The organism is Kitasatospora sp. NPDC023385 (assembly GCF_055664045.1).
In genome coordinates, this window is record NZ_JBVOOL010000001.1 from 97295 (window position 1) to 118297 (window position 21003).

Genomic DNA, 21003 nt, shown 5'->3' on the forward strand with positions numbered 1-21003 from the left:
GGCGCACCCCGACGCACGCGCCGAGCGCAAGCCGCCGCGTGAGCCGACGCGCAAGCCGACGCATGCGCCGACGCGTGGGCCAGCCCGCCGGAGCCCGCGTCCGAAAGCTCACTCTCCCCCAGGTCAGCCGCACCCCGTACGATGCTGCGCGGGCGGTCCTGGCGGACCGTCCGCACGCCAGCGACGGCGCAGGGGAGGAAACCGGTGCAAGCCCGGTGCGGTCCCGCCACTGTGACCGCGGTTCACCGGGAAGCCGGTCGGCCGCGGGAGCCAGGAACTCCTGCCGTCCTCCACCGGCCCGGGGCGCGGACCCCGAGGAAGGCAGAAATGCACCAGCGCTGTCGCATGCCCGCACACGCGTCCCCGGCCGTCTCCCGCACGGCCGCCCCGGCCGTCGTCCCGGCCGCCAAGGCCGACACCTCGGCCGCCCCGGCCCCTATCGCGGCCATCCCGGCCCACTTCACGGCCGACCCGGCCGTCTTCACGGCCGACCTGGCCACCCACGAGGCCAGGAGGGCCTTCGCATGATCCTGCTGCTGTCGACGTCCGACACCGACCTGCTCAGTGCCCGCGCCGCCGAAGGCCCGGTGCGCTACCGGCTCGGCAACCCGGCCCGGCTCGCCGCCGAGGACCTGCCCGCGCTGCTGGAGGGCACCGAACTCGTCGTGGTCCGCCTGCTCGGCGGCCGCCGCGCCTGGCAGGAGGGCCTGGACCTGCTGCTGGCCGGCCCCCGCCCGGTGGTGGTGCTCACCGGCGAGCAGGCCCCCGACGCCCAGTTGATGGAGCTGTCCACCGTGCCCGCCGGCATCGCCGCCGAGGCGCACGCCTACCTGGCCCACGGCGGCGCCGCCAACCTGGCCGAGCTGGGCGCCTTCCTCTCCGACACCGTCCTGCTGACCGGCCACGGCTTCGCCCCGCCCGCCTCCGCACCGGCCTGGGGCCCGCTGGAGCGCGAAGCCCGTACGACGGACGGACCGACGGTCGCGGTGCTCTACTACCGCGCCCACCACATGAGCGGCAACACCGCCTTCGTGGAGACGCTCTGCCGGGCCGTCGAGGACCAGGGCGCCCGGGCCAGGGCCTACTACTGCGCCTCGCTGCGCGGCGCCGAGCCCGAGCTGCTGGCCGCGCTGGGCGAGGCCGACGCGATCGTCACCACCGTCCTCGCCGCCGGCGGCACCCGCCCGGCCGACGCACAGGCCGGCGGCGACGAGGAGGCCTGGGACGCGGGCGCGCTCGCCGCGCTGGACCGCCCGATCCTGCAGGCGCTCTGCCTGACCTGGTCGCGCGCCCAGTGGGAGAGCAGCGACGACGGCCTGTCCCCGCTGGACACCGCCACCCAGATCGCCGTGCCCGAGTTCGACGGCCGCCTGATCTCCGTCCCGTTCTCCTTCAAGGAGCTGGACGAGGACGGCCTCACCGTCTACGCCGCCGACCCGGAACGCGCCGCCCGCGTCGCCGGCACCGCCGTCAGCCACGCCCGGCTGCGGCACGTCCCGGCCGCCGAGCGCCGCCTCGCGCTGGTGCTGTCCGCGTACCCGACCAAGCACGCCCGGGTGGGCAACGCCGTCGGCCTGGACACCCCCGCCAGCGCCGTCCGCCTGCTGCACCGGCTGCGCGAGGAGGGCATGGACCTCGGGAACAACCTGCCCGGCCTGGACGACGGCACCGAGGACGGCCACGAGGGCGACGCGATCATCCACGCCCTGATCGCGGCCGGCGGCTACGACCAGGACTGGCTCACCGAGGACCAGCTGGCCCGCAACCCGGTGCGCATCCCCGCCGCCGACTACCGCCGCTGGTACGCCACCCTCCCGCAGGCGCTGCGCGAGCGGGTCGAGGAGCACTGGGGGCCGGCCCCCGGCGAGCTGTACGTCGACCGCTCGCAGAACCCGGACGGCGACATCGTGCTGGCCGCGATCCGGTCCGGGAACCTGCTCGTCCTGATCCAGCCGCCGCGCGGCTTCGGCGAGAACCCGGTCGCCATCTACCACGACCCCGACCTGCCGCCGAGCCACCACTACCTGGCCGCCTACCGCTGGATCGAGGCCGCGCAGGAGGACGGCGGCTTCGGCGCCCACGCCGTCATCCACCTCGGCAAGCACGGCAACCTGGAGTGGCTGCCCGGCAAGACCGCCGCGCTGTCCGCCGAGTGCGGTCCGGACGCCGTCCTCGGCAACCTGCCGCTGGTCTACCCCTTCCTGGTCAACGACCCGGGCGAGGGCACCCAGGCCAAGCGCCGCGCCCACGCCACCCTCGTCGACCACCTCGTCCCGCCGATGGCCCGCGCCGACTCCTACGGCGACATCGCGCGACTGGAGCAACTGCTGGACGAGCACTCCAACATCGCCGCGATGGATCCGGCCAAGCTGCCCGCGATCCGCGCCCAGATCTGGACCCTGATCCAGGCCGCCAAGCTCGACCACGACCTCGGCCTCGACGAGCGCCCCGAGGACGACGGCTTCGACGACTTCCTGCTGCACGTCGACGGCTGGCTCTGCGAGATCAAGGACGCCCAGATCCGCGACGGCCTGCACGTCCTCGGCCAGGCACCGACCGGCACCGACCGGGTCAACCTCGTGCTCGCCATCCTGCGGGCCCGGCAGATCTGGGGCGGCGTCAGCGCACTGCCCGGCCTGCGCGAGGCGCTCGGCCTGGACGAAGCGGCACTGACCCTCGGCGCCACCGACGCGGCCGAGGCCCAGGCCCGCGCCCTGGTCGAGGCGATGGAGGCGGAGGACTGGGCGCCCGAGGCGGTCGAGAAGGTCTCCGCCGGGCTGCCGGAGGCCGTCCGGGAGGTCCTGGCCTTCGCCGCCACCCAGGTGGTGCCGCGCCTGGCCGCCACCACCGACGAGCTGGACGCCGTCCTGCACGCGCTGCAGGGCGGCTTCGTCCCGGCCGGCCCCTCCGGCTCGCCGCTGCGCGGCCTGGTCAACGTGCTGCCGACCGGCCGCAACTTCTACTCCGTCGACCCGAAGGCCGTCCCCAGCAAGCTCGCCTGGGAGACCGGCCAGGCGCTCGCCGCCTCGCTGATCGAGCGTTACCGGGCCGACAACGACGGCGCCTACCCGCCCTCGGTCGGGCTCTCGCTCTGGGGCACCAGCGCCATGCGCACCGCCGGCGACGACATCGCCGAGGCCTTCGCCCTGCTCGGCGTACGCCCGGTCTGGGACGAGGCCTCGCGCCGCGTCACCGGCCTGGAGCCGATCCAACTGGACGAGCTGGACCGCCCGCGCATCGACGTGACGCTGCGCATCTCCGGCTTCTTCCGGGACGCCTTCCCGCACGTGGTCGCCCTGCTGGACGACGCGGTGCGCCTGGCCGCCGCCCAGGAGGAGGCTCCCGAGTCCAACTACGTGCGGGCCCACGTCCAGGCCGACCTCGCCGTCCACGGCGACGAGCGCAAGGCCACCGTCCGTGTCTTCGGCTCCCGCCCCGGCACGTACGGCGCCGGCCTGCTGCAGCTGATCGACAGCCGCGACTGGCGCACCGACGCCGACCTGGCCGAGGTGTACACCGTCTGGGGCGGCTACGCCTACGGGCGCGGACTGGACGGGCGGCCGGCCCGCGAGGAGATGGAGACCGCGTACAAGCGGATCACCGTCGCCGCGAAGAACACCGACACCCGCGAGCACGACATCGCCGACTCGGACGACTACTTCCAGTACCACGGCGGCATGGTGGCCACCGTCCGCGCCCTCACCGGCAAGGCGCCGACCGCCTACATCGGCGACTCCACCCGCCCGGAGACGGTCCGCACCCGGACGCTGACCGAGGAGGCCGCCCGCGTCTTCCGCGCCCGCGTGGTCAACCCGCGCTGGATCGAGGCGATGCGCCGCCACGGCTACAAGGGCGCCTTCGAGATGGCCGCGACGGTCGACTACCTGTTCGGCTACGACGCCACGACGGGCGTGGTCGCGGACTGGATGTACGAGAAGCTGACCCAGGAGTACGTGCTCGACCCGGTCAACCGGGAGTTCCTCGCGGGCGCCAACCCGTGGGCGCTGCACGGCATCAGCGAACGCCTCCTGGAGGCGGCGAGCCGCGGCCTGTGGGAGCAGCCGGACCCGGAGCTGATCGCCCAGCTGCAGGCGGCCTTCCTGGAGACCGAAGGGGACCTGGAGGGCGACGGGGGCGACGAGGGCTGATCCTCGGCCGTGCGGCCGCCGCCCTCCGGGAGGGGCGGCGGCCGTGCGATGTCACAACCGGCCTTCGCGCTCCCGCCATTCGGCCACGAGACGGGCCCGCATGCGGGCGGCCTCGTCGTCCCGGCCGGCCGCGACGAGGACGTCGAGGTGGACGGCCTGGAAGGCCAGGCCGTGCATCTCGTCGTGGAGGCGCCCCTCCAGCAGGGCCAGCGCGTCGTCGTACTTCTCCGCCGCGATCAGCACGCGGGCCAGGATGAGGGCGGCGTAGGAGCGGCTTCGCTCGATCGAGCGAAGAAGTTCCTCCGCCTCGGTGAACTTGCCCTGGAGCGCGAGAGCTTGGGCCAACGCCTCCTTGACCTCCAGGCCCGGCGTGCGCGGGGAACGGCCCACCTGCTCCGCCTCGGCGAAGTGGCCCGCCCTGATCAGCGCCTTGACGCACTCGCCGACGCAGAGATCGTCGTCCGGCGAGAGCCGGGCCGCCCGCCGGTAGTACGGCAGCGCCTCCTCGGAACGATCCAGGTCGTCCTCCAGGTAGCTTCCCACCGACCACGCGAACCGCCCGTTGCCCGGGTCCTTCCGCAGCGCGTTCCGCATGTGGCGGAGGGCCGCCTCCTGATCGCCCAGGTGGTCCTCGAAGAGGCCGGCGACCGCGTCCGCGGCCTCTGCCGTCTGCATCTCCACGTCCCGGAGCGAGGCCAGGACCTCGGCGAAGGCATCCTCGTCCGTGGCCGCGAGGCACCGCAGATAGAGCACCGTCAGCGGGCTGCCGGAATTCTTTCCGATTTCCCGCCGCAGGAAATCGGCGGCCTCCACAAACCGTTCTTCCGCCAGCAGCGGAGCGGCGATCCGGAACGCGATGCTGTCGCGGCCCCGATAAATCTCCTGCCAGTCCGCCAACCGATAGCGAACGCCGCCCTCGACGGCCGACGGCCGCCCCGCACACTCCGACCGGCCGTTCGCCGCCCCGCCGTCCGGCGCCCCGCTGCCCGGCGCCCCGCTGTCCGCCACTCCGCCACTCCCCACCAGGCGGCCGTCCTCCGCCAGGCGGGCCGACTTCCAGGCCGCACGGAATTCCTCCGGGCTCCCGCCGAGAGCTTCCACCACCAGTTCCAACGCTCCCCACCGGGGCAGCCGCCGACCCGCCAGGGCCTGGTGAACGGTGCTGTGGCTGACGGCACCCGCGGTCTGCGCGGCGATCCTGCGGGTGCTCGGCTCGCCGGCGTTCAGGTGCAGCTCGCGGAGTGCGGCCGCGAGATCCGCGAGCGGTCCAGCGTTTTGCACGTTTTGCCCCCTTATTCCGGTAATTCCTTGTAGCACGTTACACCAGCCGCGTCGCGTAGAGTCCGACTTCGTACCGTCTGGTATTCCTGTGCCTCAGGCCGTAAACGACACATTCCGCGGCCGCACATTGGAAGCATGACGAAGAACAACGAATCCCGCCGCCACCGCAATTCCAAGGCGCCCGCGCGGAACTCCAAGGCCATCGCGCGGAATTCCAAGGCCATCGCTCAGAAGATTCACGAACCGCTCCGAACGGCGGTGACCGCGCTTTCCGCGGCCAATCTCCTGACACAGGTCATTTCCGAGGTGATCCGGCTGCTCTCCTGAAAGCCGTCCCGTCATCCATCGCCGGCGGGCCGGGACGTCAACTTCACGTGCGGACACCTGGCAGAAATCGGCTCCCGAGCGGACAATACGGGGCATGTCGCGCCGCATCGCTCTCGCCAGCCCAGCCCGGAGCACGCCCCCCACGGACGAACGGGAGCCGCGTTCGCCGCACCGCTACCGGGCGCGGGTGGGCGCGTTGGCGGCCGGGGCGGTGCCCGTCCTCGCGTTCCCGGCGCCCGGGCAGGCCTGGCTGGCGTGGATCGCGCTCGTCCCCGGGCTGCTGCTGATGCAGCGGGCGCCCGGGGGGCGGGAGGCGGCGGTCCGCGGGTGGTGGTGCGGGGCGGGGTTCATCCTGACCGCGATGTACTGGCTGATCCCGTCCGTGGGACCGGCGCTGCCGGTGATCGCGGTGCTGTTCGGGGCGCTGCAGGGCGCCGTCGGGTACGCCGTGCACCGGCTGCTGCACCCGCCGCTGACCACCCGTCGGGCCGGGCTCGCGCTGGCGGTCGTCCCCGCGGTCTGGGTGTCCGCCGAGTACGCGCGGTCCTGGCACGCGCTCGGCGGCCCGTGGGCGCTGCTCGGCGCCACCCAGTGGCAGCACCCGGCGGTCCTCGGGCTGGCGTCGGCGGGCGGGATCTGGCTGGTCAGCGCGGCGGTGGCGGCGGTGAACACCGGGATACTGATCGCGCTGACCGCGGCGCACTGGCGGCCGCGGGCCGTCGCGGCGTCGGCCGCGGTGCTGGTTCTGGCCTCCGGTCCGCTGCTGTTCGCGCTGCGCGAGGCGCCCGTCCGGTCCGGCTCAGTCACCGTGGCGCTGGTCCAGGCCGGCATCGTGGAGGATCCCCAGGCCCGGTTCGATGCCAGCGCCCGGGCCACCGCCACGCTGGTCGGGCAGCCCGTCGACCTGGTCGTGTGGGGCGAGAGCAGTACCACCGCCGACCTCGACCACGATCCCGCCGCGCTGGACGTACTGCGCGGGCTCGCCGCGACCACCGGCGCCCAGGTCATCGCCGGGGAGGACGCGCGCAAGGCGGACGGGCGGATCTCCAAGGACGCGGTGCTGGTCTCCCCGGCAGGCGTGGCGGACCGCTACCGCAAGATCCGGCTGGTGCCGTTCGGCGAGTACATCCCGCTGCGGCCGGCACTCGGCTGGATCGCCGGAGTCAGCCGGGCGGCGGGCGAGAACCGCGCGCCCGGCGCCGGGTTCCACGTGCTCCCGGCCACCGACCGGACGGGCTCGCCGCTGCCGGTCGGGGCGCTGATCTGCTTCGAGTCGGCCTTCCCCGACATGGCCCGCACCGCCGCACGGGACGGCGCCCGGGTGCTGGTCTACCAGTCCTCCACCTCGACCTTCCAGCACACCTGGGCGCCCGAGCAGCACGTCGCGCTGGCCGCGATCCGGGCTGCCGAGACCGGCCGACCGGCCGTCCAGGCCTCGCTGACCGGGGTCTCGGCGGCCTTCGACGCCCAGGGCCGGGAACTCGCCCGGATGGGCACCGACAGCACCGGCGCGCTGACCGTCCGGCTGCCGCTCACCGCACCCGGCACACTGACCTGGTACGACCGGGTCGGCGACGTGGTGCCGATGGGGGCGCTGCTCGTCACGGCGGGGGCGGCGGTGGCGGGGTGGCGCTCGCGCGCCGCACTGCGTTCCGGTCAGCCCTCCGTGCCGGAGGTGTAGACGCCGAACGCGGCACCCTGCGGGTCGCGCAGCACGGCGATCCGCCGGCCGCCCGGCACCCCGGAGGCGGGCATCAGCACGTCCCCGCCCAGGGCCGCCGCCCGGCTGACGGTGACGTCGACATCGGGGACGGCGAAGTACGGCAGCCAGTGCGGCGGCGCCTCGGGCGGGAAGCGGTCGTCCATCGCCAGCATGCCGCCGAAGTCCCGGCCGGCCAGACCCCACTGGGTGTAGTGCTCGGATGGGGCGACGGACCAGCCGAAGACCGCCGGGTAGAAGGAGGTCGCGCCGGCCGGGTCGCGGGTGAGCAGTTCCACCCAGCCGAGCGAGCCGGGCTCGTTGAACACCCCGGCGCCCCGGAAGGCGCGGGCCTGCCAGAGGATGAACACCGCGCGGGACGGGTCCGCGGCCACCGCGAAGCGGCCGTGGTCGAGTACGTCGGTGGGCTCTTTGAGGATGCTGCCGCCGGAGTCCGCGATCCTCGCGGCGGTGGCGTCGGCGTCGTCGACCGCGAAGCAGACCGTCCAGGCCGTGGGCTGCCGCGGTGCGTAGCGCGGGGTGATCGCGGCGGCCGGGGCGTCGCCGACGAGCATCTGGGCGTAGTCGCCGCCCGCGGGGCGCGAGCGGTCGTCCTCCCGCCAGCCGAACAGCTCGCTGTAGAAGGCCCTGGCGGCGGCCGGATCGGAGGTGCCCAGCTCGATCCAGCAGGGCGCGTTGGTGGTCACGGAGGTCTGCTTCATGGGTTCTGCTCTCCAGCTTGTTCTCGGTCCCCGGCCCTCCCCGCCCAGGATGCGGGGCGGGGAGGGCCGGGGGCGGGCGCTGGTGAGCCGAACGGGGGCGGGGCGGGGAGCGGGGTGGGGGGAGGGTGCCGGGTGGCGGGGGCGGGGGCGGGTGGCGAACAGATGACAGCGAACAGATGACAGCTTTCGAAATCTGTCATCTGTTCGCCGTTACTTGTCGGCTGTTCGCCGCCGCGCCCTCAGCTCCGCACGGCCCGCGCCACCGGGATCCAGAGCTCCGCCTCGGCGTCACCCGTGCCCGGGACGAACCGGGTCTGCAGGATCTCCGGTCCCGGCCGGGCCTCGTACGGGTTGGACGGGAACCACTGGCCGGCCACGTCCCCCCACATCTCCTGCAGCGCCTGCGGGAACGGCCCGGTGTTGGTGAACACCGCCCAGGTGCCGGCCGGGACGTCGAGGACGTCCAGGTCCGCCGGGGCGACGGCGTCCTCGCGCGCCACCACCGCATGCCAGTAGTCGAGTTCGGACCCCTCCTCCCGGTTGGGCGAGAAGTCGTCGCTCACCGACACGATGCCGACCGGATCCTTCCCGGTGAGCGCGGTGATCCGCTCGACGGTCTCCTTGCCGAGTCCCTTGATGAACTCGGCTATCCCCGGGTTGATCCCCTGGTAGATCAGGGTGACCCGGGCCTTCTTGCCGACGATCCGGAAGTCCGGCTTCTCGACGATCCGGTATTCCATACTGCTGCTTCCTTCCACGACGAGCCGGAAGGACATCCGGGGCTGGGAGGTGAGCACCGCACCGTCACGCCGGGCCTCCCCCGGCCCGACGCCGTGCATCGCCCGGAACGCCCGGGCGAACGCCTCTCCCGAGGTGTACCCGTAGCGGACCGCGATCTCGAGCAACGTCCGCTCGCCGTCGAGGACTTCGGCCCCCGCGACGGTCAGCCGCCGACGCCGTACGTACTCCGAGAGCGGCATCCCGGCGAGCATCGAGAACAGCCGCCGGAAGTGGTACTCCGACGTCATCGCGATGCGGGCCAGCTCGGCCACGTCGACCTCGCCGTCCAGGTGCGGTTCGATGTGCTCCATCGCCCGGTTCAGGTGCTCGATCACGCCAACCCCGTCCTTCCCTTACGGATCACCACCGTAGGAGGGGCCCACTCTGCCGTACCCGACGATCGGTGCCCGCTCCGGTCGGGTACCGATCGCCGGGTCGCCGGGGCATCAGTTACGGGTCAGCAGCCCGCAGGCCCGTCAGTCGGCAAGCCTGCGGGACGGCGGCCGAGGGCTCAGACCAGGCCCTGGGCGAGCATCGCGTCCGCGACCAGTTCGAAGCCCGCGATGTTCGCGCCCGCCACGTAGTCGCCGGGGTGGCCGTAGCGCTCGGCGGTGGCGAAGCAGGAGTCGTGGATGTGCTTCATGATCCCGGCCAGCCGCTCCTCGGTGCGCTCGAAGCTCCAGGAGTCGCGCGAGGCGTTCTGCTGCACCTCCAGCGCGCTGGTCGCGACGCCGCCCGCGTTCGCCGCCTTGCCCGGGCCGAAGGCCACTCCGGCCTCCTGGAACACCCGCACCGCCTCCGGGGTGGTGGGCATGTTGGCGCCCTCGGCGACCGCCAGCACGCCGTTGCGCACCAGGGCGAGCGCGTCGGCCTCGGTCAGCTCGTTCTGGGTGGCGCAGGGCAGCGCGACGTCGCAGGGAACGCTCCAGACGCCCGGTCCCTCGACGAACCGGACGTGGCTGCCCCGCAGTTCGGCGTAGTCGGCGACCCGGCCGCGCCGGATCTCCTTGACCTCCTTGAGCAGGCCGAGGTCGATGCCCTTCTCGTCCACCACGTAGCCGGAGGAGTCGGAGGCGGTGAGCACCGTCGCGCCGAGCTGCTGCGCCTTCTCGATCGCGTACAGGGCGACGTTGCCGGAACCGGAGACGACCACCCGGCGCCCGTCCAGGCTCTCGCCGCGGCTGCGCAGCATCTCGGCGGTGAACAGCACGCAGCCGTAGCCGGTGGCTTCGGTCCTGACCTGCGCGCCGCCCCAGCCGAGGCCCTTTCCGGTGAGCACGCCGGACTCGTAGCGGTTGGTGATCCGCTTGTACTGGCCGAACAGGTAGCCGATCTCGCGTCCGCCGACGCCGATGTCGCCGGCCGGCACGTCGGTGTGCTCGCCGAGGTGGCGGTGCAGCTCGGTCATGAAGGACTGACAGAACCGCATGATCTCGGCGTCCGAGCGGCCCTTGGGGTCGAAGTCGGAGCCGCCCTTGCCGCCGCCGATCGCCAGCCCGGTGAGCGCGTTCTTGAAGATCTGCTCGAAGCCGAGGAACTTGACGATGCCGAGGTTGACCGAGGGGTGGAAGCGCAGGCCACCCTTGTACGGTCCGAGGGCGCTGCTGAACTCCACCCGGAAGCCGCGGTTGACGTGGATGTCTCCGGAGTCGTCCGTCCACGGCACCCGGAACATCAACTGCCGCTCGGGCTCGCAGATCCGCTCGATGATCCGGGCGTCGACGAACTCGGGGCGACGGGCGAGCACCGGGGCCAGGGTCTCCAGCACCTCGTGGACGGCCTGGTGGAACTCCGTCTCGCCCCGGTTGCGGCGGACCACGTCCGCGTAGAGCGCCTCGATCGCGCGCTGCTCGGCGTCGAAGGAGGAGGCGGGGGCCGGGGCGGGGACGGGGGCAGAGGCGGGGGACGTGGACGTGTCGCGGCTCATGGGCATCTGATCAGGACCCTTCCGTGTTGTCGGTGGTCGTGCTCGGGCGTTCCCGTGCCCAGGAAACGGGTGAAGTCTCGCAGTGTCCACACCGCCGCCCCGGCGCTGTTCCACATGTTGGATGCCGCCGTGGGAACAGACGGCGTGGGAGGGGTGTTCTGCGCTCCGTGGTCGCGAGGGCACCGTCGAGAACCAGTTGTTCAAATTGGAACTACCGAGTACGGTCAACATCCGATCCCGATCCAGCCCGGTCCACCCCGATCGACGGAGGCCCGTCCCATGCCGCTGCCCGGCCCCGCCACGGTGCGCTCGCGCGTACGCATCCCGCTGACCTTCCCCGACGGCTACCGCGTCGACGCCGAGGTCTTCACCTTCCACGGCCTCACCGACGGAGCCGAGCACCTCGCGCTCGCGCTCGGCACGGTCCCCGAGAGCGGGACGCCGCTGGTGCGGCTGCACTCCGAGTGCCTGACCGGGGACGTCTTCGGTTCGGACCGCTGCGACTGCGGGCCGCAGCTGCGCGAGTCGGCCGAACGGATCGGCACGGCCGGCGGATACCTCCTCTACCTGCGGCAGGAGGGCCGGGGCATCGGGCTGTACAACAAGCTTGATGCGTACGCCCTGCAGGACTCCGGGCTGGACACGTACGACGCCAACACCGCGCTCGGACTGCCCGAGGACGGCCGGGACTACACCGCCGCCGCCCAGATGCTCGCCGCGCTCGACACCACGGGCATCGACCTGCTGAGCAACAACCCGGACAAGGCGACGCAGCTGGCCGACCTCGGGATCACCGTGCGGCACCGGGTGCCGACCGGCGTACACCTCTCGGCGAGCAACGTCCGGTACCTGCGGGCGAAGGTGGAACGGACGGGGCACTCGATCGAGCTCTCCCGACTGGTCGGCTGAGCGGGCGACAGGCGCGTGGCGCCGCTCGCCACATGAGCGAGGGCTGACGGCTGAGGGCTGAGGGGTAACAGATTTCAGCCGACAGATGACAGCTGACAGATTTCGAAATCTGTCAGCTGAAATCTGTTTCCTGTTCCCTGTCATCAGTCATCTGTCATCTGCTATCCGTCAGTCGCCCTTCGTCCCCCCACCGTCCGCAGCACTCCGTACGCCGCCAACGGCAGCGCCAGCAGGAGCGCGGCCCAGAAGGCGCCGTGCCCCCACAGCCCCGCGATGGCGCGGAACTGTGCCTCGAACACCGGGATCCGCAACGCCTCGACCGGGCCCAGGGGCTTGGGCCAGGCGCCGAGGAACAGCGTGGCGGGGATCCAGACCGCGAAGAGCGCCCGGGCGGTGAGCCGGGTGCCGAGGGTGCTCACCAGCGACACGACCGCCAGCAGGATGACGAACCCGGCCTGGTAGGCCGCACCCGCCTCGCCCGTCCCCCAGGAGGCCGGTGTGGGGTGCACCCCGGTGGCTGCGAGCCGTACCTCGACCGCCGCCCACAGCAGCAGGACCAGCACCGCCGTGGCCCCGAGCGCGAACCCCAACCGGTCGCGCACGCCCGCGCCGCCCGGACGCCACTGCCCACCGACCGGGCGCGGGCCCGTACCCGTACCCGCACCCGGGCCCGAGCGCGGCCGGGAGGCGGCACCCGAGCGCGGCGCGCCCCGCCGGCCGCCCCGCCGGTCGAGCCGCTGCCAGGCCTGCCTGGTCAGCCGCCGGGCCTCCTGGGCGGGCTTCAGCAGCCGGTTGGACGCCCGCTCGATCAGCCACAGCGACCCCACGATCGCCACGACCGCCGCGATGCCGGCCCAACTCCCCATCCCGCCCTCGAACATGACCACCCGATCGGCCACCGGCTGCGGCGCTTCCACTCCCGTCATCGGCGGCCCGAGCCGCAGGTAGCCGATCGTGAAGGCTCCGGCGCCGGTCAGCAGAGCCGTGCCGACGCCGACCCGGGCGGGGAAGAAGGCGAGGACGACGGCCGCGACGAAGGCCGCGCCGAGTTGGCCGGCCACCTGCCGGGCCGCGTGGTCGCCGGCCGACCGCAAGGGGCCGCCGAAGGCGCCGCCGGGCGCGATGTTCAGCTTCTCGCCCGCCTCGACCGGGTAGCGGAGCACCGCTCCCGCCCAGAGCAGCAGTCCGAGGCCGAGAAGGAGCAGCAGGGCGGCCCCGGCCCGGCGCGGCAGTGCGGCACGGGCGTGCGGCCACCAAACCTCCAGCCGGGCCCGCCAGTCCACCGGCAGCCGTCGGCGCCGGTTGCGCCACAGCCGGGTCAGTCGGCCCTCCTGCCGTACCCCGGGCTCCGGTTCGGGCCGCTCGGGACGCCCCCGGCCGCGCCGCCTCAGCGCCTCGGCGGCGACCAGCGCCGCTCGCCCGGCGGCCTGCGCCGGGTCGGCCGCCACGGCCTGGCGCCGCAGCGCCGACCAGCGGCGTCGCACCACGTCCCGCGGGGTGGCCGCGGCCGGGTCGGGTGCCGGTTTCCGGGCCGCCGCGCGAACGGCCGTACGGGCGCCGGCGCCGACCGTCAGCGCCCCGTCCACCGCCACGGCCGCCACCAGGGCTGCCAGTTCCGACACCCGGTCGGGCAGGGGCAGCCGGTGCAGCGCGACGGGCAGCGGCGAGAGCCGGCCCAGCAGCCGCGCGCGTTCCTCGGGGCGGATGCTCAACCAGACCGCCTGCCGGTGCGCCTCCTCGCGTTCCTCCGGGCTGAGTCCGTCGCCGCCGCGCCGCCCGCCGCCGACGGTGCGGGCCAGCCGGTCCACCTCGGCGAGCACGTCCGGCAGTCCGCCGAGCGCGAGGAGTCGTGAGCAGTGCTCGCCCGCGCACTCGGGGTGGAAGCAGTCGTAGCGCGCGACGACGGCCGGTGCTCCGCCGCGGACCAGTTCGTCGACGATCTCGGCGCCGTCGGGCTCGGTGAGGATGCGTTCCAGCCCGGGGGTGTCGATCGGGCGGTCGCGGTAGTGCGGTGTGGCGGACGGGGCGAAGGCGGCGCCGAGGGCGAGTACGGCGACGGCCGCCACGGCCTCGCGCCGGGAGCCGGGCGCGCGGGCCACGTCGGTGAGGTAGTGCAGGTCGAAGACGGTGTCCTCGACCTCGTCGCGCAGCCAGTCCCGCAGCCGCTCCGCGCCCCCGGTGGAGAGCCAGCGCGCCGCGGCGCCCGAGTTCTTGAGCAGCGCCCCGGTGAGCCGCACCGGATCGGTGAACGGGTTGCCGAGGAAGGTGACCGGCCGGTGGGCCCGGGCGTGGGCCTGAGGCCGACGGCGGATCACCTCGGGGCTGCCGCCGGCGAGCCAGCCGCGGACCTGCGGCGCGGTCCAGCGGTCCTCCGGTTTCTTGGTGAACAGACCTTGCAGGAGCAGCAGTTGGCGCGGGTCGAGGACGGCGGAGAGGTCCACCTCCTCGCCCATGACCAGTTCCAGTTCCAGTTCCTGGTCGGCGGCGCGCTCGCCGTCCGCGCCGAGGAACCGGGGGCGGCCGACGAACAGTTCGTACAGCACGTTGCCGAGGCCCCACCAGGGCCCGGCCTGGTGGTTCTTGCCGGCCAGTTGCTCGGGGGCCATGTAGGCGACGGTGACCATCATCGCGGAGCTGAACCGGCGACTGTCGGTGAGCCGGTCGACGCCGCCGAAGTCGGCGATCACGAACTCGCCGGCTCCGCTGCCGGGGCGCACCAGGATGTTGGCCGGCTTGAAGTCCAGCGGGTTGCGCTTGATCCGCTGCTGCCAGAAGTCGAGCAGGGCGACCAGCTCGTAGACGATCTGCTCGGTGGTCCGCCGGTCGGTGTGGCCGCCCCGGCGCCACAGTTCGGCGACGTGCGCGGCGAGGGTGACCGGCAGGTACTCCATGGCCACCCAGTCGACCAGGGCCCCGTGGTGGCGGACCCGCCCGAAGTCGATCAGGTGCGGGACGTGCCGTCGGAAGCCGTCGTTGCGCAGGTGGTCGAGCAGGTCGTGGTCCATCGGCTGCCCGATGGCGGCCACCTTGACGGCCGCGTCGCCGCCGCCGTCGGTGCGCCGGACATGCCAGACGGTGCCCTCGGAGCCGGACCCGGCCCGGCCCAGCGGGACGAACCGGGCCCGCAGGGCCTCCGGGAAGGCGTCCTCGGACGGGGCACCGGCGCCGCGCGGCCCACCCGCCCCGGGGCCGTGGTCAGGGCCGGGGTCGAGGTCGGGGGCCCCAGCCGGGACGGGGCCGCCGCCTGGGCTCGGCCCGGGCCCGACGCTGTCCTGCCAGGACGGCCCCGGCGCGGCGCCACGCCGGGGCCGGACGACCTCCGTCACCGCGTCCGGGTCGGACCGGCCCCGACCGCCCGTGCGCACCTTCGTCGGCGCCTGCGGGTCGAAGCGCGGCTCGGCCGCGGGCACCCGACGGGTCGCGGCCTCCGAGTCGTGGCGCGGTTCGACGCCCCGTACCCGACGGGTCGCGGCCTCCGGGTCCACCCGGGTCGGCGGGACGGACCCGAGCCGGGACGTCCCGTCCGGTCCGGCCTCGGAGCCGCGCCACCGACCCCGTGACCACCGCTCCACCCTGCTCCGCGGCTGCTCCCCCGGCTCGGCGCCGGCCCCCGACCGGGACCTCGGCCCGCGCCGGTCGCCCTCGGCCGGGTCCGCGCCCTCCGTCGTGCCCATGCGGCGATCCCCTCCCGCAGCCCGGACCGGCGCGGGGCCGTGACCATGGGCGCGCCGGTACCGGGGTGGTGATTTTGACGCGTCATCATCCCGCATGGCGGGCAAGGGTGTCGGGCGCTTTCGCGGATCAGGACCGACCCGTCGCAGGACCGGTACGCAAGCGCGACCGACAGCCGGGAACCGGGGCTCGGCGCACCGGAGTCGGACCCCAACCCGGCCCCCCGTACGCCCGCCCCCTAACCGCGCCTCAACGCTCCTCGACCGGGCGGCCCTTCGGCTCCTCCGTGATCCGCCGGGCGATCTCCGCCGGCCGCACCGGGCGGCCGAAGTGCCAGCCCTGCGCCCAGTCACAGCCCATGGTCCGCAGCCGTTCGGCGTCCCGCCGGGTCTCCACGCCCTCGGCGGTGACGGTCAGCCCGAGGGCGTGCGCCATCGACACCAGGCCGCTGACGATCCGCCACCCGGTGGACTCGTCCTTGCCCGGTTCGTGCAGGTCGCCGACGAAGGATCCGGCGATCTTCAGTCCGGAGACCGGCAGGTCGCGCAGGTAGGAGAGATTGGACCAGCCGGTGCCGAAGTCGTCCACGGCCAGCGACACCCCGAGGTCGACCAGCCCGTGCAGGGTGCGCAGCGCCTCGTCCTCGGGTCCGACCACGGTCGACTCGGTGATCTCCAGCTGCAGCCGGGCCGGGTCCAGGCCGGTGCCGTCCAGGATTCGGCCGAGGTCGGTGACCAGCGCGGCGCTGCGGGCCTGGCGGACCGCGAGGTTGACGTTGAGCTGCGGCGCCGCGTCACCGAACCGCTTGATCCAGTCCGCGGCCTGGCCGCAGGCCTGCTCCAGCACCCAGCGGCCGAGCGGCATGATCAGCCCGGTCTCCTCGGCGGTGGTGACGAACTCGTCCGGGCCGAGCACACCGAGCTGCGGGTGGCGCCAGCGCACCAGCGCCTCCACGGCGGCCAGCCGGCCGTCCGCGAGGCGGTAGAGCGGCTGGTAGTCGATGAAGAACTCGCCGCGGTCGAGGGCGGCGGGCATCCGCACCGACACCGCGTAGCGGCTGACCGCGCGGGCGTTCTCCTTGGGGTCGAACAGCGTCCAGCGGCCGCGACCGGCCTCCTTGGCGCGGTAGAGCGTGAGGTCGGCGGCCCGCACGGCCGCGCCCGGGGTGGTGGTGGACACCCGCCGCTCCAGCACGCCGACGCTGGCGCCCACGGCGAGCTTGTGGTCGCCGATCAGGACCGGGCCGGCGAGCGCCTTGAGCACCGTCTTCGCGGCGGACACCGCCTCCTGTTCGCCGCGGCACTTCTCCAGCAGCACGACGAACTCGTCACCGCCGAGCCGGGCCACCAGGTGGCCGAGCGGGGTGAGGGCGGCCTTCAGCCGGGCGGCGACGGCGGCCAGCAGCTGGTCGCCCATGTCGTGGCCGAGGCTGTCGTTGACCACTTTGAAGCCGTCGAGGTCGACGTAGCAGAGGCCGAACCGGTCGCCCGGATCCGGCTCCTCGAACAGCTTCTCCAGCCGCTCGAAGAAGGCCGCGCGGTTGGGCAGGCCGGTCAGCGGGTCGTGGGTGGCCTGGTGGCGCAGCCGCTCCTGGAGCCGGTAGCGGTCGGTGACGTCCTCCAGCATGGCCACCTGGTACTGCGGGGAGCCGTCGTCGTCGCGGATCAGCGAGACGGTCAGGTGGGTCCAGACCACCTCGCCGTCCTGGCGGTAGTACGGCTTGTCGAACTGGAAGTAGTCGCGCTTGCCGCCGATCAGCTCCTCGTAGGCCTCCCACACGCCCGGGGTGTCGTCGGGGTGCACGAGGTCGCCGACCCGGCGGCCGATCATGTCCGCCGGCCCCGCGCCGAACAGCTCCTGCAGGGCCTTGTTGACGGCCAGGATGTTGCCGTCGGTGTCGCCGATGCCGATGCCGATGGCGGCGCTCTCGAACAGTGCGCGGAACCGCGCCTCGGAGGCGCGCAGTGCCCGTTCGGCCTCCTTGCGGGCGGTGTCGGCGGCGGTGCGGATCGCCTCCTGCTCGCTCAGCGTGCGCTCGCGCAGGGCGGCGGCCCAGCCGGCCGCGAAGGCGCCGGTCAGGGCGGGACCGCGGTCGTCGGTGAGGGGTTGCGCCTGGAGCAGTTCGACGGCCCGGGACAGCAGCACCGGGTCGGTGAAGTGCGCGTCGACCAGCTCGGCGCCGGCCTGGGCGGCCAGGCTCGGCTCGAACGGCTCGCCTTCCTGGGCGCGATGCAGCAGCGCGGCGGTGCGCGCGACGAGCCGGTTGAGCAGTCCGGGGTGGACGGCGATGCCGTGGTCGGCCGAGAGCAGTCGGGCCCAGTCCTCGTGGAACCGCTCGGCGCTGCCACGCAGCGGGGGGGTGCTCATCGGTGCGTCCCACGGCCGCTGTCCGCGACGGGTTCAGCGGCCGCGACGGGTTCAGCGGGAGCGACGCATTCACCGGCCGCGACGGATCCGCTGAGGGCCGCTGGTGTGCCCGTGCGCAGGGCCGTGCTCCCGGCGGCCGCCGCGCGGGGCGGGCTGCCGTCGGTGCCTCGTCGGTCGCGTCTGCTCAAGGGCGGAACCCCACGCCCGCCACCCCGGTCATCCGCTCGGGGTGCTCGCCGACCGTGTCGGGCTGGTCCGGGCGCCACTGCGGCAGGTAGACCACGCCCGGTTCGACCAGTTCGAAGCCGGCGAACATCGCGGCGATCTGCTCGTGGGTGCGCATGGTCAGCGGGGTGGGCGTCATCCGGTAGAGCTTCTGGTGGTCCTCCGCCTGGTCCGGGCGGCCTTCCAGGGAGGCGTGCGAGAGCACCAGCGCGCTGCCGGGCGGGAGCGCGTCGCGGATCACGCCGATCAGTTTCCACGGGTCCTCGTCGTCGGTGACGAAGTGCGCGACGGCCACGAGCAGGACGGCCACCGGCTCGCCCTCGGCGAGCAGTTCGGTCACCTCGGGGCGGCCCATCAGGTCGGCGACGTCGCGCAGGTCGGCCTGGACGACGTCGCCGGCCCCGTCGTCCTCCAGCAGCAGGCGGCTGTGGGCGACGGCGACCGGGTCGCGGTCCACGTAGAGGACCTTCGCCTCGGGGCGGATCGCGCGGACGATCTCGTGCACGGCGCCGAAGGTCGGGATGCCGGAGCCGATGTCCAGGAAGCGGGTGATGCCCTGCTCGGCGAGGAAGGTCACGGCGCGGCGCAGGAAGGCGCGGTTGGAGCGCATGATCTGCGGCAGCTCCGGCCACAGGGCGAGCGCCTTGCGGGCCATCTCCCGGTCGACCTCGAAGTTGTGCGAGCCCCCCAGGTAGTAGTCGTAGACCCGCGCGGCGTTCGGTTTGTCCAGGTCCATGCCCTCCGGTACCCAGCTCGGTCGCGGCATGCCTGTGACTCCTTCATTCCGGTTCCGGGGGTGCAGCGCCCTGGAGATGCTGCCGTGACAGATGAGACTACAAGCACAGAAGATCCTCCTCCGCACGCCGAACAGGTGCAAGCGGAGTGCATCCCTCCCGACAGCGGACGTTTCCGGAGCGTTCACCTCCGCGCCCGGCAGGCCGCCGGACCAACTCGGCAACGGCCCACCGGCGTTCGGCCACCGCACCGCCCTGGCCCGGCTAGGGTGGGCCCGTGGACCCCAACCACTACCGCTTCCGGGGCGTGTGGCGGCTCGCGGCACCGGCGGCCGTCGTGTACGCGGCGCTGGAGGACGTTCGGAGTTACCCGCTCTGGTGGCCGGAGATCCGCGAGGTCCGGGAGACCGGCGAGACGACCGGCGATGTGGTGGTGCGCGCACTGCTGCCGTACCGGCTGGTGATCAGCCTGGAGGCCCGCCGGCGCGACCCGGCCGCCGGGGTGCTCGAGGCGGTCATGCGGGGCGACCTCGAAGGGTGGTCGCGGTTCACGGTGACAGCGGACGCCCCCGGCGGCGCGGGCCGTACGCATGGCGTGGGTGGGCGTGGTGCGGGTGGCCTGGGCGCAGGTGGGCGGGGTGCGGGCAGCCGGGTGCTGTTCGAAGAGGACACCCGACCCGGCAAGTCCCTGCTGCGCCGGCTCGCCCTGCCGCTGCACCCGGTCTTCCGGGCCAACCACGCGGTGATGATGCGGCGGGGGCGGCGGGGGCTGGCGGCGTACGTGGCGAGTGGAGGCGGCGCATGACAGATGACAACTTTCAGCGAACAGATAACAGATTTCGAAATCTGTCATCTGTTCGGCGCGCTCCCGATCCCGGCGTCGGGCCCGATTTCGCCCCCGGCCCCGATTTCGGCCCCGCCCCCCGCTTCGGCCGCGGCTTCGACTTCGACTCCCCCTTCGACCGCACCGGCACCGGCAGCAGCAAGTGGGCCCGGGCGACCGCCCCCGGGATGATCCCCATGGGCCTCGCCGACATGGACCTCCCCGGCCCGCCCGCCATCGCCCACGCCCTGCGGCGGCGCGCCCGCCACCGCGCCTACGGCTACACGGTGTGCGACCCGGCCGGCCGCTCGCTGGTGGCCGACTGGTACCGCGCGCGGCACGGCGTCGAGGTGGACCCGGACTGGGTCCTGCTGCTGCCCTGCGGCCCGCGCACCGCCCTACGGATCCTGCTGGAGACCGTACGGGCGGAGGCGGCACCGCCCCTTGCGCCGGTCCTTTTCCCGACCCCGGAGTGGGGCGGGTTCGCCCAGCTGTGCCGCGCCGCGCGCCTCGAGTTCCGGGAGCTCCCCCTGCCCGTCGGCCCGGGGGGCTACCGCCTCCCGGACGGTCCGCTTCCCCGTCCCGCCACCGCCGTCCTGCTGAGCAACCCGGACAACCCCTCCGCCCGGGTCTGGCCCGCCGACGAGTTGCGCGCCCTGGCCGAGCGGGCGGCGGAGGCGGGCGCACTGCTGGTGTCGGACGAGGTGCACGGCGACCTCACCCACCCGGGCCGCCCGCACCCCGTCGCCGTCACCACCGTCGACCCGGCGCACCGCCACCTCGCCGTCACCCTCAACTCCGTCGGCAAGACCTTCAACTGCTCCGGCATCCCCAGCAGTTTCGCCCTCGTGCCCGATCCGGGGCTGCGCACCCGGTTCGCCGACGCCCTGGCCGGCTACGGCCTCTGGGAGGGCGGCCTGCTGGAGCAGACCGTGCAGCAGGCCGCGCTGCGCGAGGGCGGCCCGTGGCTGGACGCTCTGCTCGTCCACCTCGCCGCCGCCCGGGCCCGTCTCAACGACCGGCTCGGGGCCGCCGTCCGATCGGCCCCGCAGGCGTCGTACCTGCTCTGGCTGGACGCCGCCGCCCTAGGCCTGCCGCCGGGGACGGCCCGGCAGGCGCTGCTGGAGCGCTGCGGCCTGGAAGCCTCCGACGGCGCCGAGTTCGGCCCCGGCGGGCGGGGTTCGCTGCGCCTGAACTACGCCCTGCCGGGCTCGACGCTGGCCACCGTCCTGGAACGGCTGGCGCGGCTCGACCTCCCGTGACCTGACCTCCCCTGACCGGCCCTCCCGCCGCCCGGCCACCCGGCCACCCGTGACTGGTTTACCCGTGACCCCGGCATGTGCCGGGCCCTGCGCGCCCGCGCACGAGCCCGTCCCAAGGCGCGGGCAA

14 protein-coding genes and 1 riboswitch are annotated in these 21003 nt (G+C 73.9%); of the genes, 7 read left to right on the forward strand and 7 right to left on the reverse strand.

Annotation, left to right across the window (positions count from 1 at the left end; all coding sequences use genetic code 11):
• The first annotated feature begins 194 nt into the window (after nt 1-194).
• Nucleotides 195-280: riboswitch (cobalamin riboswitch) on the forward strand.
• 65 nt (nt 281-345) lie between these two features.
• Both AC0B61_RS00445 and cobN read left to right on the forward strand, forming a co-directional pair.
• Nucleotides 346-528 carry a hypothetical protein gene (locus AC0B61_RS00445; protein ID WP_471738353.1) on the forward strand — a complete coding sequence of 61 codons (183 nt, stop codon included), beginning with the start codon at nt 346-348 and terminating at the stop codon, nt 526-528.
• Nucleotides 525-4148, forward strand: coding sequence for a cobaltochelatase subunit CobN (cobN, locus tag AC0B61_RS00450; RefSeq protein ID WP_471738354.1), 3624 nt, complete (start codon nt 525-527; stop codon nt 4146-4148). Before AC0B61_RS00445 ends, cobN begins: the two co-directional genes overlap by 4 nt.
• A 51-nt stretch (nt 4149-4199) precedes the next feature.
• Here the strand turns inward: cobN and AC0B61_RS00455 are convergent, their stop codons facing one another.
• Nucleotides 4200-5429, reverse strand: coding sequence for a tetratricopeptide repeat protein (locus AC0B61_RS00455; RefSeq protein WP_471738355.1), 1230 nt, complete (start codon nt 5427-5429; stop codon nt 4200-4202).
• Between the two features lie 135 nt (nt 5430-5564).
• Between AC0B61_RS00455 and AC0B61_RS00460 the strand changes: the two genes are divergently transcribed.
• Nucleotides 5565-5756 carry a hypothetical protein gene (locus AC0B61_RS00460; RefSeq protein ID WP_471738356.1) on the forward strand — a complete coding sequence of 64 codons (192 nt, stop codon included), beginning with the start codon at nt 5565-5567 and terminating at the stop codon, nt 5754-5756.
• Nucleotides 5757-5850: 94 nt separating this feature from the next.
• Nucleotides 5851-7437: an apolipoprotein N-acyltransferase gene (lnt, locus tag AC0B61_RS00465; protein ID WP_471738357.1), complete on the forward strand. Its 1587-nt coding sequence runs from the start codon at nt 5851-5853 to the stop codon at nt 7435-7437.
• Here lnt and AC0B61_RS00470 read toward each other — a convergent pair.
• The 3 genes from AC0B61_RS00470 to gdhA form a co-directional block, all read right to left on the reverse strand.
• Nucleotides 7413-8177: a VOC family protein gene (locus AC0B61_RS00470; protein ID WP_471738358.1), complete on the reverse strand. Its 765-nt coding sequence runs from the start codon at nt 8175-8177 to the stop codon at nt 7413-7415. The genes lnt and AC0B61_RS00470 overlap by 25 nt on opposite strands.
• 239 nt (nt 8178-8416) lie before the next feature.
• Nucleotides 8417-9292 (reverse strand): AraC family transcriptional regulator, encoded by an 876-nt coding sequence (locus tag AC0B61_RS00475; protein ID WP_471738359.1) that lies wholly within the window; start codon nt 9290-9292, stop codon nt 8417-8419.
• A gap of 176 nt (nt 9293-9468) precedes the next feature.
• Nucleotides 9469-10884, reverse strand: a complete 1416-nt coding sequence (gdhA, locus tag AC0B61_RS00480) for an NADP-specific glutamate dehydrogenase (RefSeq protein ID WP_471738360.1) — start codon at nt 10882-10884, stop codon at nt 9469-9471.
• A 279-nt stretch (nt 10885-11163) separates the two neighbouring features.
• Here gdhA and AC0B61_RS00485 point away from each other — a divergent pair, with 279 nt between their 5' ends.
• On the forward strand, nt 11164-11793 hold the full coding sequence (locus tag AC0B61_RS00485; protein WP_471738361.1) for a GTP cyclohydrolase II: 630 nt from the start codon (nt 11164-11166) through the stop codon (nt 11791-11793).
• Nucleotides 11794-11954: 161 nt separating this feature from the next.
• Here AC0B61_RS00485 and AC0B61_RS00490 read toward each other — a convergent pair whose 3' ends face one another.
• The 3 genes from AC0B61_RS00490 to AC0B61_RS00500 form a co-directional block, all read right to left on the reverse strand.
• Nucleotides 11955-15467, reverse strand: coding sequence for a protein kinase domain-containing protein (locus AC0B61_RS00490; protein WP_471738362.1), 3513 nt, complete (start codon nt 15465-15467; stop codon nt 11955-11957).
• 247 nt (nt 15468-15714) lie between these two features.
• Nucleotides 15715-17832: a putative bifunctional diguanylate cyclase/phosphodiesterase gene (locus AC0B61_RS00495; RefSeq protein ID WP_471738363.1), complete on the reverse strand. Its 2118-nt coding sequence runs from the start codon at nt 17830-17832 to the stop codon at nt 15715-15717.
• Nucleotides 17833-18016: 184 nt separating this feature from the next.
• On the reverse strand, nt 18017-18823 hold the full coding sequence (locus AC0B61_RS00500; protein ID WP_471738364.1) for an SAM-dependent methyltransferase: 807 nt from the start codon (nt 18821-18823) through the stop codon (nt 18017-18019).
• Between the two features lie 245 nt (nt 18824-19068).
• Between AC0B61_RS00500 and AC0B61_RS00505 the strand changes: the two genes are divergently transcribed.
• Both AC0B61_RS00505 and AC0B61_RS00510 read left to right on the forward strand, forming a co-directional pair.
• Nucleotides 19069-19596, forward strand: coding sequence for an SRPBCC family protein (locus tag AC0B61_RS00505; RefSeq protein ID WP_471738365.1), 528 nt, complete (start codon nt 19069-19071; stop codon nt 19594-19596).
• Nucleotides 19593-20876, forward strand: a complete 1284-nt coding sequence (locus AC0B61_RS00510) for an aminotransferase class I/II-fold pyridoxal phosphate-dependent enzyme (protein ID WP_471738366.1) — start codon at nt 19593-19595, stop codon at nt 20874-20876. The genes AC0B61_RS00505 and AC0B61_RS00510 overlap by 4 nt, the downstream gene beginning before the upstream one ends.
• Nucleotides 20877-21003 lie beyond the last annotated feature (127 nt).